The organism is Thalassobius sp. Cn5-15 (assembly GCF_022347685.1).
Taxonomy (GTDB): Bacteria; Pseudomonadota; Alphaproteobacteria; order Rhodobacterales; family Rhodobacteraceae; genus Thalassobius.
Genome location: NZ_JAKRGF010000002.1, coordinates 366,266 through 380,999, shown reverse-complemented (window position 1 = coordinate 380,999; position 14,734 = coordinate 366,266). Strand labels below are relative to the sequence as shown.

Annotated in this window: 13 protein-coding genes; 12 read left to right on the top strand and 1 reads right to left on the bottom strand. The window is 60.7% G+C overall.

All coding sequences use genetic code 11. The features are described from left to right. Nucleotides 1-94: 94 nt before the first annotated feature. Both MHM86_RS07715 and MHM86_RS07710 read left to right on the top strand, forming a co-directional pair. Nucleotides 95-1,465, top strand: a complete 1,371-nt coding sequence (locus MHM86_RS07715; RefSeq protein ID WP_239197618.1) for a glutamate--cysteine ligase — start codon at nucleotides 95-97, stop codon at nucleotides 1,463-1,465. A gap of 71 nt (nucleotides 1,466-1,536) precedes the next feature. Next, nucleotides 1,537-2,517, top strand: coding sequence for a DUF4105 domain-containing protein (locus MHM86_RS07710; RefSeq protein ID WP_239197616.1), 981 nt, complete (start codon nucleotides 1,537-1,539; stop codon nucleotides 2,515-2,517). Between the two features lie 83 nt (nucleotides 2,518-2,600). Here MHM86_RS07710 and MHM86_RS07705 read toward each other — a convergent pair whose 3' ends face one another. Beyond that, the gene (locus MHM86_RS07705; RefSeq protein WP_239197614.1) at nucleotides 2,601-3,077 is read right to left on the bottom strand and encodes a YHS domain-containing (seleno)protein; all 477 of its coding nucleotides are present in this window, start codon (nucleotides 3,075-3,077) and stop codon (nucleotides 2,601-2,603) included. A gap of 353 nt (nucleotides 3,078-3,430) precedes the next feature. Here MHM86_RS07705 and MHM86_RS07700 point away from each other — a divergent pair, with 353 nt between their 5' ends. The 10 genes from MHM86_RS07700 (at nucleotide 3,431) to MHM86_RS07655 (ending at nucleotide 14,616) form a co-directional block, all read left to right on the top strand. Then, on the top strand, nucleotides 3,431-4,399 hold the full coding sequence (locus tag MHM86_RS07700; RefSeq protein WP_239197611.1) for an aspartate carbamoyltransferase catalytic subunit: 969 nt from the start codon (nucleotides 3,431-3,433) through the stop codon (nucleotides 4,397-4,399). A gap of 134 nt (nucleotides 4,400-4,533) precedes the next feature. Further along, nucleotides 4,534-5,103, top strand: a complete 570-nt coding sequence (locus tag MHM86_RS07695; protein WP_239197609.1) for a hypothetical protein — start codon at nucleotides 4,534-4,536, stop codon at nucleotides 5,101-5,103. Continuing rightward, nucleotides 5,100-5,558 carry a hypothetical protein gene (locus MHM86_RS07690; RefSeq protein ID WP_370644091.1) on the top strand — a complete coding sequence of 153 codons (459 nt, stop codon included), beginning with the start codon at nucleotides 5,100-5,102 and terminating at the stop codon, nucleotides 5,556-5,558. Before MHM86_RS07695 ends, MHM86_RS07690 begins: the two co-directional genes overlap by 4 nt. Before the next feature lie 87 nt (nucleotides 5,559-5,645). Then, a complete protein-coding gene (gene pyrC, locus MHM86_RS07685) occupies nucleotides 5,646-6,926 on the top strand; it encodes a dihydroorotase (RefSeq protein WP_239197607.1) in 1,281 nt (426 codons plus the stop codon). Continuing rightward, nucleotides 6,926-7,531 carry a glycerol-3-phosphate 1-O-acyltransferase PlsY gene (gene plsY / locus MHM86_RS07680; protein WP_239197605.1) on the top strand — a complete coding sequence of 202 codons (606 nt, stop codon included), beginning with the start codon at nucleotides 6,926-6,928 and terminating at the stop codon, nucleotides 7,529-7,531. Before pyrC ends, plsY begins: the two co-directional genes overlap by 1 nt. A gap of 62 nt (nucleotides 7,532-7,593) precedes the next feature. Further along, nucleotides 7,594-8,388, top strand: coding sequence for a uracil-DNA glycosylase (locus tag MHM86_RS07675; RefSeq protein WP_239197603.1), 795 nt, complete (start codon nucleotides 7,594-7,596; stop codon nucleotides 8,386-8,388). Between the two features lie 10 nt (nucleotides 8,389-8,398). Continuing rightward, on the top strand, nucleotides 8,399-9,019 hold the full coding sequence (locus MHM86_RS07670; protein ID WP_239197758.1) for a LysE family translocator: 621 nt from the start codon (nucleotides 8,399-8,401) through the stop codon (nucleotides 9,017-9,019). 15 nt (nucleotides 9,020-9,034) lie between these two features. Continuing rightward, nucleotides 9,035-9,583 carry a molybdenum cofactor biosynthesis protein B gene (gene moaB, locus MHM86_RS07665; protein WP_239197601.1) on the top strand — a complete coding sequence of 183 codons (549 nt, stop codon included), beginning with the start codon at nucleotides 9,035-9,037 and terminating at the stop codon, nucleotides 9,581-9,583. 167 nt (nucleotides 9,584-9,750) lie between these two features. Further along, nucleotides 9,751-11,211, top strand: a complete 1,461-nt coding sequence (locus tag MHM86_RS07660; RefSeq protein WP_239197599.1) for an efflux RND transporter periplasmic adaptor subunit — start codon at nucleotides 9,751-9,753, stop codon at nucleotides 11,209-11,211. 3 nt (nucleotides 11,212-11,214) lie between these two features. Next, nucleotides 11,215-14,616 carry an efflux RND transporter permease subunit gene (locus MHM86_RS07655; RefSeq protein WP_239197597.1) on the top strand — a complete coding sequence of 1,134 codons (3,402 nt, stop codon included), beginning with the start codon at nucleotides 11,215-11,217 and terminating at the stop codon, nucleotides 14,614-14,616. Nucleotides 14,617-14,734 lie beyond the last annotated feature (118 nt).

Below are 14,734 nucleotides of genomic sequence, written 5' to 3'. Positions count from 1 at the left end.
ACGGACCACAAATCTTTGCCTTCTGACATTCTGATCTGACCCTAGATTCCACGCAGCAGTGACGCCTGCGCAGCAGCCAAAACGGAGCAAGCCCATGTCCATCCCTCAATCCGGCGGCGGGCCGATCGAACATCACGATCAACTGGCAGAATATCTTGCCTCTGGCTGCAAGCCCAAGGACGATTGGCGCATCGGCACCGAGCATGAGAAGTTCGGCTACTGCAAAGACACACTGAAACCGCTGCCATACGAGGGCGTGCGGTCGATCAAGGCGGTGCTAGAGGCGCTGCGCGACCGGCACGGTTGGGCACCTGTTGAGGAGGGCGGCAATCTGATCGGGCTGACTAAGGATGGCGCGAACGTGTCATTAGAGCCGGGTGGGGCGCTGGAACTGTCGGGCGCGCCGCTGGAAACCATTCACCAGACCTGTGATGAGGTGAACGTTCACCTGCGTGAGGTGAAGGATATCGCGGATGAGATCGGCGTGGGTTTCATCGGCTTGGGCGCGGCCCCTCTGTGGTCGCATGAGGAAATGCCCCTGATGCCTAAAGGTCGTTACACGCTGATGAACGACTATATGGAAAAGGTTGGCACCATGGGGCGCGCGATGATGCGCCGGACCTGCACTGTTCAGGTGAACCTTGATTTCGCGTCAGAGGCGGACATGGTGCAAAAACTGCGTGTGGCATTGGCGTTGCAGCCGGTGGCGACGGCACTCTTTGCCAACTCGCCCTTCTTTGAGGGGCAGGTCAATGGCCACAAAAGCTGGCGCTCGAAAATCTGGCGCCACCTTGATGACGCGCGCACTGGCATGCTGCCGTTTGTTTTTGAGGACGGCATGGGGTTTGAGCGGTATGTTCAATATGCGCTCGATGTGCCGATGTATTTTGTTTACCGCGAGGGCAAATATATCAACGCGCTGGGCCAGTCCTTCCGCGATTTCCTGAAGGGGCAGCTGCCCGCGTTGCCCGGTGAGGTGCCGACGCTGAGCGATTGGGCCGATCACCTGACCACCGCTTTCCCCGAAGCACGGATCAAGAAATACATGGAGATGCGCGGCGCGGATGGTGGCCCGTGGCGTCGTCTGTGTGCATTGCCCGGCTTCTGGGTGGGGCTGATGTATGATCAGGGTGCGTTGGATGCGGCCTGGGATCTGGTCAAGAGCTGGGACGCGGAAACCCGCGAAGGGCTGCGCGTTCAGGCGTCGATCGACGGTTTGCAGGCCGAAGTGAACGGCATCAAGATGCACGATCTGGCACGTGAAGTGCTGGATATTTCTGAGGCAGGCCTGATCGCCCGTGCCCGTGAAGGCGCCGGTGGTTTGGTGCCAAATGAAACCCATTTTCTTAACGCATTGAAGGAATCGGTCGACAGCGGTCAGGTTCCTGCGGATGAGCTGCTGGCGCGCTACAATGGCGACTGGGGCGGTGATCTGACCCGCATCTACGCGGATTACAGCTACTGAGCGCAACGGCGTGGCGTCAGTGCAGGGGATGGATTTACCCTGAGGGGACAGACAGGTAAGAGAGCGGGATGATGTCTCGCTTTTTTCGTATCCTCCCGCACGTTCTTTTTTCAATCATCACCCTTGCTGGTGCCGCTTGGTCGGCGACGGCGCTGTGGCTCAACACGGATGGGGCCCTGCGCACATTTGCGCTGGCGCTTCTGGTGGCGCTCGTCCTTGGTGCGCTACGGGTGCAGTTTCATAAACGCCGTTTAGGCTGGGCGCTGCTGGCGGTCACTGCGCTGGTGGTTTTGGGGTGGTATCAAACGATCACGCCGCGTGCGGATCGTCTTTGGGCGCCGGATGTGGCGCATGGGGTGACGGCGCGGGTTGCGGGCGATCAGGTCACCCTGTCGAACCTGCGCGATTTTGACTGGCAGGATCGTGATACCGCGACAGAGGCATGGGTGTCGCAGACCTATGATCTGACGCAGTTGGACAGCGTGGACATGTTCACATCTGTCTGGTCGAACCCTGATATTGCGCATTTGCTGGTTAGTTTTGGCTTCACGGATGGGGAACAGGTCGCCTTTTCGGTTGAAATCCGGCGTGAAGCGGATGAGGTGTTCAGCGAGGTGGGCGGGTTTTTCCGTCAGTTCGAACTGGTGCTGATCGGGGCCAAGGAACGCGACATCGTCAAGCTGCGCGCTGATCACCGTGGCGAGGATGTGCGGATGTTCTCTGTGGATTTGTCGCCCGAACACCGCCGCCAGATGTTCATGTCCTACGTAGAATTGGCGCAGGATCTAGAGGCGGCGCCGCAGTTTTATAATACAATCTCTGCTAATTGCACCACGGTGGTCTATGGTCTGGCGCGCAATCTGCAATCGGATCTGCCGATTGACAGCAGCCTGATTCTGTCTGGCCGTCTGCCACGCTATCTGGAAAACCTCGGCGTGCTGGGTGGGGAGGGGTCGTTGCAGGATCGCTATGATGCCGCGTTGCTGCCGACAGGGGCAGAGGCACTGCATCCGGGCCTGTCTTATTCGCAGGCGATCCGCGCTGGCCGCTGATCTTTGGGGCGTTCGGCAGCGGGCAAAAGAAAAGACGACCTCCGAAGAGGCCGCCTTCCCACACATGCAGAGTTCAGGACAGTTTATTGTGCCTGCAGCTCTTCCGGAGTCTTGTCGGCGATTTCGCCCCACTTGACGTCAGCGGTGTTAATCAGACCGGTCAGATCTTCTTCCCAACGGACCTGAACAGCGCTGGACAGATTCAGGAACAGTTCACCGTCAACGATTTTCCATACTTCGGGGTCGCCGTCGAACTTGAAGCCCATGGCGGTGCCGAAGGCGCAGTAGCCGCCGTATTGAGGCGCGAAGGCTTCGGGGCTGGCATCGAATTGTGCTTTGTGGTCAGCGGAAACGAAGCGGTAGGTCGCACCTTCGTAGGTGGAGGTGAAGTCCAGCGAACCTGCTGTCGGTTCACCCAGGGTGAAGTAGGCAACAGGGTCATAGCCACGCAGTGCCAGGCCGGTGGAGGTTGCGTTTACTTCAGTGCCAGCCGCGAAAGCGGTGGAGGTCAGTGCAACAGCTACGGCCAGGCCGCCGATGAGGGATTTGATCGGGTTCATGATGTTAGTCCTTATCTTTGTGATTGGCTGGGGCGGCGTAATTTCCGAGACCTGCCGATGAATTTCTTCCAACGACGTAATCGCGCCGTGGTGTAGAAAAAATGGGCACTGCTGCGATCACGTTCAAAACAACAAGATTTGAGTGTGGGTGAACGCGTGAGACTTGTGCGTATATACACAGTAACGTTTTAGCGGGGTCCGCGTGAACGGTGGGGCGTTATGGCGGCAGCGTGCTCCCAGCGGTGTGATGGATGCAGCGCTGCATCTTCTTAATTTCAAATGGGACGTAGCGCCTGCTTGCCCCGTGGCAATGCCCTTTCTATAAGCAGGCAGCACCGCATTGGAGAGGGCCCATGACATTCACGCAGAAGCACCTTCTGGGGATCGAACCCCTGCATCCGATGGAGATTACGGCCATTCTGGACCGGGCTGACCAATATGTGGATCTGAACCGTCAGGACCAGAAACACGCTGATGCGCTGGCAGGGCTGACGCAGATCAACATGTTCTTTGAAAACTCCACCCGTACGCAGGCCAGTTTTGAGCTGGCAGGCAAACGTCTGGGCGCGGATGTGATGAATATGGCGATGCAGGCCTCGTCGATCAAAAAGGGCGAGACGCTGATTGATACCGCGCTGACGCTTAATGCTATGCACCCCGACCTGTTGGTGGTGCGCCATCCGCATTCTGGTGCGGTGGACCTTCTGGCGCAGAAGGTGAACTGCGCGGTGCTGAACGCCGGTGATGGCAAACACGAACACCCGACGCAGGCGCTTCTGGATGCGCTGACCATTCGGCGCGCCAAGGGGCGGTTGCACCGCCTGAACATCGCGATTTGCGGCGATATTGCCCACAGCCGCGTGGCCCGGTCGAACCTGATCCTGCTGGGCAAGATGGAAAATCGCGTGCGTTTGGTGGGTCCGCCGACCCTGATGCCATCGCAGATCGACCAGTTTGGCGTTGAGGTCTACCACGATATGGAGGAAGGCCTGAAAGACGTGGATGTGGTGATGATGCTGCGCTTGCAGAAGGAGCGTATGGATGGTGGGTTTATCCCGTCAGAGCGTGAATACTACCACCGCTACGGTCTGGATGCGGCCAAGCTGGCTCACGCCAAGGATAATGCGATCGTGATGCATCCCGGTCCGATGAACCGTGGCGTCGAAATCGACGGCACGATCGCAGATGACATCAACCGTTCCGTCATTCAGGAACAGGTGGAAATGGGCGTTGCGGTGCGGATGGCGGCAATGGACCTGCTGGCGCGCAACCTGCGGACTGCACGGGCTGAGGCACGCGGCACCCAAGCGGTGGAGGTCTGAGCCGATGGAAGATCCCAAAGATCCCCGCATGTCCGGTAAGGTTGCGACCTATGCGCTGCTGGTGATGTTTGCGCTGGTCGCGCTGATGGTCTGGATCGCCTGAATGATGCGGTTGCACCATATCGGGGCTGCTGATGCTTGAACTGCTCTCGGTCCGTCCACAGGAACCGCGCGGTGTGCGGTTGTTTTCGCTGGCCGCAGATCAGGCAGAACTGGACCGTCTGGGTGCCATTTTGGCCAATGCCGAGCCGGGGTTGGCGAAGGGACATTTGGCCGATCTCTTCGGCGTTGAGGCGATTGATGCCACGCGGGTTGAGGTGTTCGATCTGGCCGATCTGTCGGATTTTGGTCTGATGAACTACCTGATCAAGGCCAATGGCCTGCCCGAAGAGGCGCTGGAACCTGACCGCGCCCGCCTTGAGGCGCTGGCGGGCGTTGTGTTGATCCTCTACCCGCAGGTTTTCAAAGGTGAGTCGGTGACGTTGTCGCCTGTCTCTGCGGTGACGCCTATCGGCGCATGGAGCGAAGAGGTGCCCGATCTGGAGTTTACCCCATTGCGGTCGCAATCCGCTGTCGGCGAACTGCTGCAAGGCAGCGCGCCCGCAGCTCCCACGCCAACACCGCGTTGGGTCTATTTGATGACGGCGGCGATGGTGCTGCTTGGCTGTTTGGCGATTTACGCTGCTTTGACAGGAGGTGCATGATGCATTCCGATTTGATGCCGCAAATGACTCCGACCACCCCGTTGCAGGACGGTGAGAGCGTACAACATAGTTTCCATCCTGATCGTGCGGCCTATTGGCGTGATCATGCCTGGCTGGCAGCGGGCGCAATGGCCTGTGGCATGGCGATTCTGATGATCCTTGGCAATCCGCATATCTGGACCGGCGCCATCGGCGGTCTGGCGGCCATCGCTGTGCGTGCCTTTTATCTGGCGTCTGATGAGCTAAAGGCGCGCTGGGACATGACCGAAACCCGCTTGCTGGGCCCGCAGGGTCGCCACATGCGTCTGGTGGAGATTGCTAAAATTCGCAAGCTCGGCTCTGCGGTGCAGGTGATCACCCATGCGGGCGACAAACACTTGCTGAAGTTTCAGGCCGACCGTGAAGACACCATTGCCCGCATCGAGCGGGCGCAGGCGATTGCTGGCAACCGCTAGAGCACTTCGCCCTTTCCACACAGGCCGTTCACGCCTACACAGCGCCACAAGGCCGCAGCAAAAAGAACACAGACCAAAGGACCGCTCATGACCACGCTCTTGTTCACCAATGTGCACCTCGTCAACCCAGAGGCCGGAACGGCTGATCTGGGCAGCCTTTTGGTGACAGACGGCGTCATCACCGCGCTGGGAGCTGAGGTCGCAGTGCCCCAGGGCGCAGAGGTGATCGACGGGCAGGGCAAATATCTGGCCCCCGGCATCGTCGATATCGGCGTGAAAGTCTGCGAGCCGGGTGAGCGGCACAAGGAAAGCTTTGGCACCGCCGGGCAGGCGGCAGCGGCGGGCGGGGTCACCACCATTGTCACCCGTCCCGACACCACCCCCACCATCGACAACCCTGAAACGCTGGAATTCGTCACCCGCCGTGCGCAAGAAGCGGCTCCAGTGAATGTCGTGCCAATGGCTGCGCTGACCAAGGACCGTGCGGGTCGTGAGATGACCGAGATTGGGTTTCTGCAGGACGCAGGTGCCGTGGCCTTCACCGATTGCGATCATGTGGTCACCGATACCAAGGTTCTGACCCGCGCGCTGTCCTATGCCAAATCGCTGGACGCTTTGGTCATGGGCCACCCGCAGGAACCGATCCTGTCGAAGGGCGCTGCCGTCACCTCGGGCAAGTTTGCGTCCCTGCGCGGTCTGCCTGCCGTGTCGGCGATGGCCGAACGCATGGGCATTGATCGCGATATTGCGCTGTTGGAGATGACCGGCGCCAAGTACCACTTTGACCAGATCACAACAGCGCGCGCCCTGCCTGCGCTGGAGCGGGCGAAGGCGAACGGGCTGGACGTGACCGCGGGCACCTCAATCCACCATCTGACGCTGAACGAATTCGACGTCGCGGACTACCGCACCTTCTTCAAGGTCAAACCGCCCCTGCGGGCCGAGGATGACCGTCTGGCACTGGTTGCGGCGCTGCGCGAGGGGGTGATTGATGTGATCTCCTCTTTCCACACCCCGCAAGATGAAGAAAGCAAACGCCTGCCGTTTGAAGAGGCGGCAAGTGGTGCCGTGGGCCTTGAAACCTTCCTGCCGGCGGTGCTGCGGCTTTATCATTCGGGGGATCTGACGATGCCTCAACTGTGGCGCGCGATGTCGTTGAACCCTGCTGCGCGGCTGGGGTTGGCGACGGGGCGTCTGGCCACGGGCGCACCGGCGGATCTGGTGTTGTTTGATCCTGATGCGCCTTTCGTGCTGGACCGGTTCAAGCTACGCTCGAAATCGAAAAACACCCCCTTTGACGGTCAGCGCCTGCAGGGCAAAGTGCTGGCAACATATGTAAACGGCGCCCCCGTGTTCGGAGAACTGTGATGCCTCACCTGCTGTCTGATCCTACGACCCTCGGCCTTTGGGCCTTGATTGGGTACCTGCTGGGCTCGATCCCCTTTGGCATGGTGCTGGCCGCTGTGATGGGGTTGGGCAATCTGCGCAGCATCGGGTCTGGCAATATCGGGGCCACCAATGTTTTGCGCACCGGCAACAAACTCGCCGCAGCGCTGACGCTGATCCTTGACGGTGGTAAGGCGGCGGTTGCGGTTCTGCTGGCCCGTGCCTTTGCCGGTGAGGATGCAGCACAACTGGCGGGTCTGATGGCGTTTTTCGGCCATTGCTTCCCCGTGTGGCTGAAGTTCAAGGGCGGCAAGGGGGTTGCGACTTTCCTTGGCTTGTTGCTGGCACTGGCGTGGCCCGTTGGTGTCGCTGCCTGTCTGACATGGCTGGCCACGGCGGTGATTGCGCGGATTTCGTCGCTGTCTGCACTGGTGGCGGCGGCAATCTCGACCTTTTGGATGGTGGTGTTGGGGTATGGTCAGATGATCGTGATGGGTGCGGCGCTGACGCTCTTGATCTTCTGGACGCACCGCGCCAACATCGCCCGCCTGCGCAAGGGCGAAGAGCCGCGTATCGGGCAGAAGTGAGCCGTTTTGTAACCACCCTTTCACCTGTCGCATCTGCGCGGTAACTTCAGACTATGGAACAGGTGGAATCGGCCCTAGACTATCATGTCGCGCTTGCGATGTTGGATTGGCAGCTGGAGCTGGGCGTTGATGAAACGCTCTGCGCGGCGCCGATTAATCGCTATGACCTGCAACAGGCGCAACCCAAACCCGCTGCCGCCGCAGCTGGGCCTGACGGCAAACGCCGTGCGCCGGCACCTGTGGCGAAGCCCAAGGTTGATCCACCGGCAGAGGCGCGCGCGGCCGCCGCCTCCGCCAATGATCTGCCCAGCCTACGCGCGGCCTTGGAAACCTTCCCGCATTGTGAATTGAAACAGGGCGCGCGCAGCCTTGTGTTCGGGGATGGTCTGGCCGGGGCCCGCGTGATGATCGTGGGCGAAGCGCCGAACCGCGAAGAGGACCGTTTGGGCAAACCCTATGTTGGCTCCCAAGGTACGCTGCTCGATAAAATGCTGGCCGCGATTGATCTGGACCGCACCAGCCCGGAGCGGGACAGCGGCGTCTATATCACCACCGTCCTGCCGTGGCGTGGGCCGACGAACCGGGATGCGTCGCCTGCGGAAATTGCGATGATGAAGCCGTTTCTTGAACGTCACATTCAGCTGGCCAAACCTGATGTGCTGGTGCTGATGGGCAATTTGCCCTGTCAGGCGCTGCTGGCCAAACGCGGCATTTCCCGTCTGCGCGGCCAATGGGGGGAGGCACTGGGCATACCCGCGCTGCCGATGCTGGAACCACAGCGCCTGCTGAACAATCCGGCGGCGAAGCGGGACACTTGGACCGACCTTTTGGCGCTGCGCGCTTACCTGAACGGCTGAGGTGGGCATGATCGTTGATCCTGTCACCCTGCTGGCCTTTATTCCTGCAGCGCTGGCGCTGAACCTTACCCCTGGACCGGATATGCTGTTCTGCCTTGGGCAGGGATTGCGATCTGGGGCGCGGCCTGCGGTGGCGGCCAGCCTGGGGATCTCAGTTGGTGGGGTGATCCATACTGCACTGGCGGGTTTGGGTCTGTCTGCACTGGTCGCGGCGTTCCCCGTGGCCTTTGACGTGATCCGTTGGCTGGGGGTGTGTTACCTCCTGTATGTGGCGTGGATGTCGTTGAACCCTTCCGACCTCAGCACAGATGCTGTGGCCGCGCCGACAGTGCGGGCGTTTCGGGAGGGGCTGATGGTGAATCTGACGAACCCCAAGTTTATCTTGTTCGTGCTGGCCTTTGTGCCGCAATTCGTTGATCCGGCGCGCGGCGCGGTGTTGGCGCAGTTTATGATTTTCGGCGCGGTGCTGGCCACAGGTGGGGCGCTCATCAACGGTGGGATCGGTATATTTGCTGGCAGCGCCGGACGTGTGATGATGCAAAGCCCGCTGTTTGCCCGCTGGCTGGGCCGCATCAGCGCCACTATTTTTGCCGGGCTGGCGGTGCGCCTTGCCCTTCTGGAACGCGGATAAGCAGAGAGTTCATATATGTCGCGCATTGATGAAAGCAGAGAGTTCATTCCCGTTCGCATCGCGGTGCTAACCGTTTCGGACACCCGCGATCTGTCGCAGGACCGGTCCGGTGACACGCTGGTGAGTCGGATAGAGACGGCGGGCCATACGGTGGCGTATCGTCAGATCATCCGTGATGAACGCGATGCAATTGCCGACCAGTTGCGCGCATGGATCGCTGATCCAGTGGTGGATGTGGTGATTTCGACGGGCGGCACTGGCCTGACGGGTCGCGATGTCACGGTGGAGGCGCACCGCGATGTCTATGAAAAAGAGATTGACGCATTCGGCACCGTATTCACCATCGTCTCAATGCAGAAAATCGGCACCTCTGCCGTGCAGAGCCGCGCGACAGGTGGCGTCGCGGGCGGCACCTATCTGTTTGCCCTGCCTGGCAGTACAGGGGCGTGCAAGGATGCCTGGGATGAAATCCTGAAATACCAGCTGGATTACCGCCACATGCCCTGCAATTTCGTCGAGATTTTTCCCCGGCTTGAGGAACACAAGCGCCGCAGCAAGGGGTGAAGGGGCACGGATGTAGAGGGGGCTGACGTCACGCGCCCGTCACTTCGCCGTCAGAAAAAAGCGACGGAAACTATTTCTGCTTCGTATAAGAAGAGAGACTTGGCTTTGCAGCCTTGGGGCTTACCTATGGAAGTGGCCCCCCAAATGCCTGTATTTAAGGAAGAGATATGCGTTTTTTGCGACAAAGCCTGACCGGGCTGTTTCTACTGGCGGTAACTGTGGCGTTATTGTTTTACGCGGTCGCTTTGGTGCGTGGCGCGGTGCAGGAGCGATTGGCGGATGAGGGGCGGTCACGGCCCGCGCAGGAGCGGATCTTTGCCGTTGCGGTGGTTGAGGCACAGCCCGAAACCGTGATCCCGAGGCTGGAGGCCTTTGGTCAGGTCGAAAGCCGCCGGTCGTTGGTTTTGCGGGCAGCGGCGGCGGGTACGGTTGTGGAGCTGTCTGATGCGATGAAAGAGGGCGGGGAGGTGCGTGCGGGCGACGTTCTGCTGCGCATTGATCCAGCTGACGCGCAATCCGCTCTGGACCGGGCGGAGGCTAACCTGCTCGACGGTCAGGCTGAAACCCGTGATGCGGCCCGTTCTCTGGAACTTGCGCATGTGGATTTGGCAGCGGCGGAGGAGCAATCTGATCTGCGACAACGTGCCTTTGAGCGCCAAGAGGGATTGCAGGAACGCGGCGTTTCCACCGCGGCGGCAGTCGAGGTTGCGGAACTTGCGGCCGCCTCTGCCCGTCAGGCAGCAGTGGCACGGCGTCAGTCCTTGGCGCAGGCAGAGGCACGTGTAGATCGCGCCGCAACCGCCCTATCACGCGCAGAGATTGCCCGCGAAGAGGCCGCGCGCCGTTTGGCGGACACTGTGGTGCGCGCCGAATTTGACGGTACGCTGTCAGAGGTATCTGTCGTGGCGGGCGGGCTGGTGGGCACCAATGAACAATTGGCCCGTCTGGTCGATGGCCGCACGCTGGAAGTGGCCTTTCGCGTGTCTACCGCGCAGCACGCGCGGTTGCTTGATCAGGATGGCGAGTTGATCCCTGCCACGGTGACCGTGTCGCTGGATACCAGCGGCATTGACCTGTCGACCTCTGGCCGGATCAGTCGAGACAGTGCCGCTGTGGCGGAGGGGCAGAGTGGCCGGTTGATCTTTGCCAGCCTCGCCGCACCGCGGGGGATGAAACCCGGCGATTTTGTCACCGTGTCGGTCGAAGAACCGGCTCTGGATCGCGTGGTGCGTCTGCCTGCGCGCAGTCTGGGCAGTGACGGTCGGGTGCTGGCATTGGGTGAGGAGGGTCGGATTGAGGCGCTGCCAGTCAATCTGCTGCGCCGTCAGGGCGATGACGTGTTGGTGCGTGGGCAAGGCTTGCGCGGGCGTCAGATCGTGACACAACGCACGCCGCTTTTGGGGCCGGGGATAAAGGTGCGGGCGCTTGGCCCTGCTGGTACGGAGGCGGTGCCTGAGATGATCACGCTCAGCGATGAGCAGCGCGCGCGTCTGTTGGCCTTTGTTGAAGGCAACAAGCGGATGCCTGAGGATGTAAAAGAGCGCATGCGCGAAACGCTGCAAAAGGACGCGGTGCCCAGCGATGTTGTCACCCGCCTAGAGGCGCGGCTGGCGCGGACGGGGGGGTAAGACATGGTGCGTGATATCAGCCCAGTGGCAGGCGGTATTCTGTCCTACTTCACCCGCCACCCGACAGTGGCGAACCTGTTATTGGTGGTTCTGTTGGTCCTTGGGCTGGCGGTCACGCCGCAGATGCGGGCGCAGTTCTTTCCTGATGTGATTGTCGATGATGTCTCTGTCATTGTCCTTTGGGATGGGGCTGGGGCCGAGGATGTGGATGCGGGTATCGTGCAGGTTCTGGAGCCTGCGCTGTTAACAGTAGAGGGGGTGGAAAGCTCTGACTCCAGCAGTCGCGAAGGTCGCGCCACCGTCAATCTGGAGTTTGAGCCAGGTTGGGATATGGGCCGTGCTGCCGATGATGTTCAGGCCGCTGTTGATGCGCTGACGACGTTGCCGGAGGAGGCAGAAGAACCCACCGTGCGCCGTGGTGCCTGGCGGGATCGGGTGACGGATGTGGTGATCACCGGTCCGGTGGAACGGCGTCAGCTTGGCCTCTATGCAGATGAACTTATCGCGCGCCTGTTCACCGCCGGTGTCACCCGTACCATCGTCCGCGGCGTCGCTGCGCGCGAAGTGCTGGTCGAGGTGCCATCGATCAAGCTGATCGAACATGATGTGACCCTGTCGCAAATCGCTGCGGCGATCGACGAAGAGGTGGATGCGGCCCCCGCAGGCGACGTCACCGGCGCCAATGCGCGGGTGCGCACGGGCGTGGCCAAGCGCAGCGCCAGTGAGGTCGAACAGATCGTTTTGCGCCGCAACGGTGACGGGTCCAGCCTGACCGTGGGCGATGTGGCCAAGGTGATGGAGTTGGGCGCAGATGGCACGCGCAGCTATTTTGTTGGCACCAACCCTGCGGTGTCGATCCGTGTGGACCGCTCTGCTTCCGGCGATGCAATTGACATGCAGCACCGCGTCGAAGAGGTCGCTGATGCGCTGCAATCGACCCTGCCGGATGGCGTCACCGTTGATTTGATCCGCACGCGGGCAGAGGCGATTTCGGGCCGCTTGTCTCTATTGCTCGACAACGGGTTGATGGGGCTGGGTCTGGTGGTCCTGCTCTTGTTCCTCTTCCTCAATGCGCGCACGGCGTTTTGGGTGGCAGCGGGTATGCCGGTGGCGATGCTGGCGGCGGTGACGCTGATGTATCTGGGGGGGCTGACGATCAACATGATCTCGCTCTTTGCGCTGATCATCACGCTGGGGATTGTGGTAGACGACGCAATTGTGGTCGGCGAACACGCCGATGCGCGCCTGCGCAAGTATGGCGAAAGCCCTATTGTGGCAGCAGAAAACGCTGCGCGGCGTATGGCGATGCCGGTGTTTTCCGCCACGTTGACCACAGTGATTGCCTTCTTTGGCCTCACTTTTATTTCGGGGCGTTTCGGTGATCTGATCGCGGATATCCCTTTCACCGTGATTGCGGTGCTGGCGGCGTCCTTGGTGGAATGTTTCCTGATTCTGCCCAATCACATGGCCCATGCGTTGAAACATCAGCATAAGGACCATTGGTACGACTGGCCCAGCCGCGTGGTGAACCGTGGCTTCCGCCAGATGCGCGACCGCGCCTTCCGCCCCCTGATGCGGTTGGTGGTCTGGGCGCGCTATCCGGTCTTGGCGCTGGCGGTGGTTCTCTTGGCGTCGCAAATCGCGCTGTTGACCCGAGGCGACGTGAACTGGCGCTTTTTCAACGCGCCAGAGCGCAGTTCGGTCACCGGCAACTTTGCCATGCTGGAGGGTGCAACGCGCGAAGACTCGCTGGCGATGATGCAGGAGATGCAGCGCGCGACTGAGGCGGTGAATGCACGATTGGCAGAGCAGTACGGCTGGCAGCCCGTAAATTACGTGATCACCGAAATTGGCGGCAACGCAGGTCGTCCGCTGAGCGGTTCTGAAAATAAGGATGCTGACCTTCTCGGGGCGATTTCGATCGAATTGATTGATGCCGATCTGCGCCTGAAACAGGACGGCAGCCCCTATTCCAGTTTTGCCTTCGTGCGTGAGGTTCAGCAGGAGGTGCAGCAGCATCCCCTTGCTGAGATTGTCAGTTTCCGTGGTTGGCGGTCGGGGCCCGGAGGGGATGCGCTGGACGTGCAGCTGTCCGGTGCCAGCGCCGAGGTGCTGAAAGCTGCCAGTGAGGCGTTACAGTCCGCTTTGGCGCAGTATCCTGAGGTGTCGGCGCTGGAGGATAATCTGGCCTACGACAAGGAAGAACTTATCCTAGAGCTGACCCCGCAGGGGCAAGCGCTGGGATTCAGTATCGACGGGTTAGGGCAGGTGTTGCGCCACCGTCTGAACGGGATCGAGGCGGCGACCTTCCCCGATGGGCCGCGCTCTGCCGCGATCCGCGTAGAACTGCCCACGCAGGAACTGACGGCGGATTTTCTGGAACGCACCCAAATGCGTAGTCCCAGTGGCAGCTACGCGCCGCTGTCCGATCTGGTTACAGTGCAAAGCCGCAGCGGGTTTTCCACCGTGTTGCGTGAAAACGGGGTGCGGCTGATTTCCGTCACCGGTGACATTTCCGAAGATGACCCCGCGCGTGCCGAACAAATTGCGCAGGCGTTGGAAACCGACATTCTGCCGCGCATCGCCAGTGAACATCAGGTGGAATACCGCCTGTCGGGTCTGTCGGAGCAAGAGGACAGCTTCCTGCGCGATGCCCGCACAGGTCTGATCCTGTGTCTGACGGGGATCTATCTGGTGCTGGCATGGGTTTTTGCCAGTTGGACGCGGCCTCTGGTGGTAATGGCCGTTATTCCCTTCGGCCTCGTGGGTGCGATCTGGGGGCATTATGTCTGGGATGTGCCGTTGTCGATGTTTTCGGTCGTAGGTCTTTTGGGCATGACGGGGATTATCATCAACGACTCTATCGTGCTGGTCACAACGATTGATCAATATGCCAAAGAACGGGGACTGGTGCCCTCGATCATGGAGGGCGCGGCGGATCGGTTGCGCCCTGTGGTGCTGACCACCTTGACCACGGTGCTGGGGCTGGCACCGCTGCTTTATGAAAGTTCCAGTCAGGCGCAGTTCCTGCGGCCCACAGTTATCACGCTGGTCTATGGTCTGGGGTTCGGCATGGTGCTGGTTCTGCTGGTGGTGCCTGCGCTGATAGCGGCACAGGCCGACATTGGACGTCAGTTGCGGGCGTTGCGGCACGGGTTGAAGGCAGCTGTGTTGCGCGGCCCCTTGGGCGTGTCGTTGGCAGTGCTGGGCGTTTGGCTGGCATCCACACTGGGCGCGGTGGCGCTGACCGGATCTCTGGCGTCTTGGCTGGTGGCACTGTTGCCCGTGCTGTCGGGTGCTGGGCTTGGCGCGTCTGTTGCCTTGTTTCTGGGAGGGGCCGCGCTGGTGGCGCTGCTGGCCTATCTGGCAGTGCTGCTGCGGTTGAACCTACAGCGGCGGGTGTGAGGGCGCGGCCCAACGTTTCAGAAAAGCAAAGTTTCAGACGAGCAAAGTTTCAGACAAGCAAAAGGCGCGTTGGTTCCCCACGCGCCTTTTCTGCACCATTGAGTATTGTCTGGAGGGC

What these genes read in the sequence shown, in the direction of transcription:
- MHM86_RS07715 (WP_239197618.1), top strand. Translation starts at nt 95, where the DNA reads ATGTCCATCCCTCAATCCGGCGGCGGGCCGATCGAACATCACGATCAA.
- MHM86_RS07690 (WP_370644091.1), top strand. Translation starts at nt 5,100, where the DNA reads ATGATGCATTCCGATTTGATGCCGCAAATGACTCCGACCACCCCGTTG.
- MHM86_RS07700 (WP_239197611.1), top strand. Translation starts at nt 3,431, where the DNA reads ATGACATTCACGCAGAAGCACCTTCTGGGGATCGAACCCCTGCATCCG.
- moaB (WP_239197601.1), top strand. Translation starts at nt 9,035, where the DNA reads ATGTCGCGCATTGATGAAAGCAGAGAGTTCATTCCCGTTCGCATCGCG.
- pyrC (WP_239197607.1), top strand. Translation starts at nt 5,646, where the DNA reads ATGACCACGCTCTTGTTCACCAATGTGCACCTCGTCAACCCAGAGGCC.
- MHM86_RS07655 (WP_239197597.1), top strand. Translation starts at nt 11,215, where the DNA reads ATGGTGCGTGATATCAGCCCAGTGGCAGGCGGTATTCTGTCCTACTTC.
- MHM86_RS07695 (WP_239197609.1), top strand. Translation starts at nt 4,534, where the DNA reads ATGCTTGAACTGCTCTCGGTCCGTCCACAGGAACCGCGCGGTGTGCGG.
- MHM86_RS07710 (WP_239197616.1), top strand. Translation starts at nt 1,537, where the DNA reads ATGTCTCGCTTTTTTCGTATCCTCCCGCACGTTCTTTTTTCAATCATC.
- MHM86_RS07705 (WP_239197614.1), bottom strand. Translation starts at nt 3,077, where the DNA reads ATGAACCCGATCAAATCCCTCATCGGCGGCCTGGCCGTAGCTGTTGCA.
- MHM86_RS07660 (WP_239197599.1), top strand. Translation starts at nt 9,751, where the DNA reads ATGCGTTTTTTGCGACAAAGCCTGACCGGGCTGTTTCTACTGGCGGTA.
- plsY (WP_239197605.1), top strand. Translation starts at nt 6,926, where the DNA reads ATGCCTCACCTGCTGTCTGATCCTACGACCCTCGGCCTTTGGGCCTTG.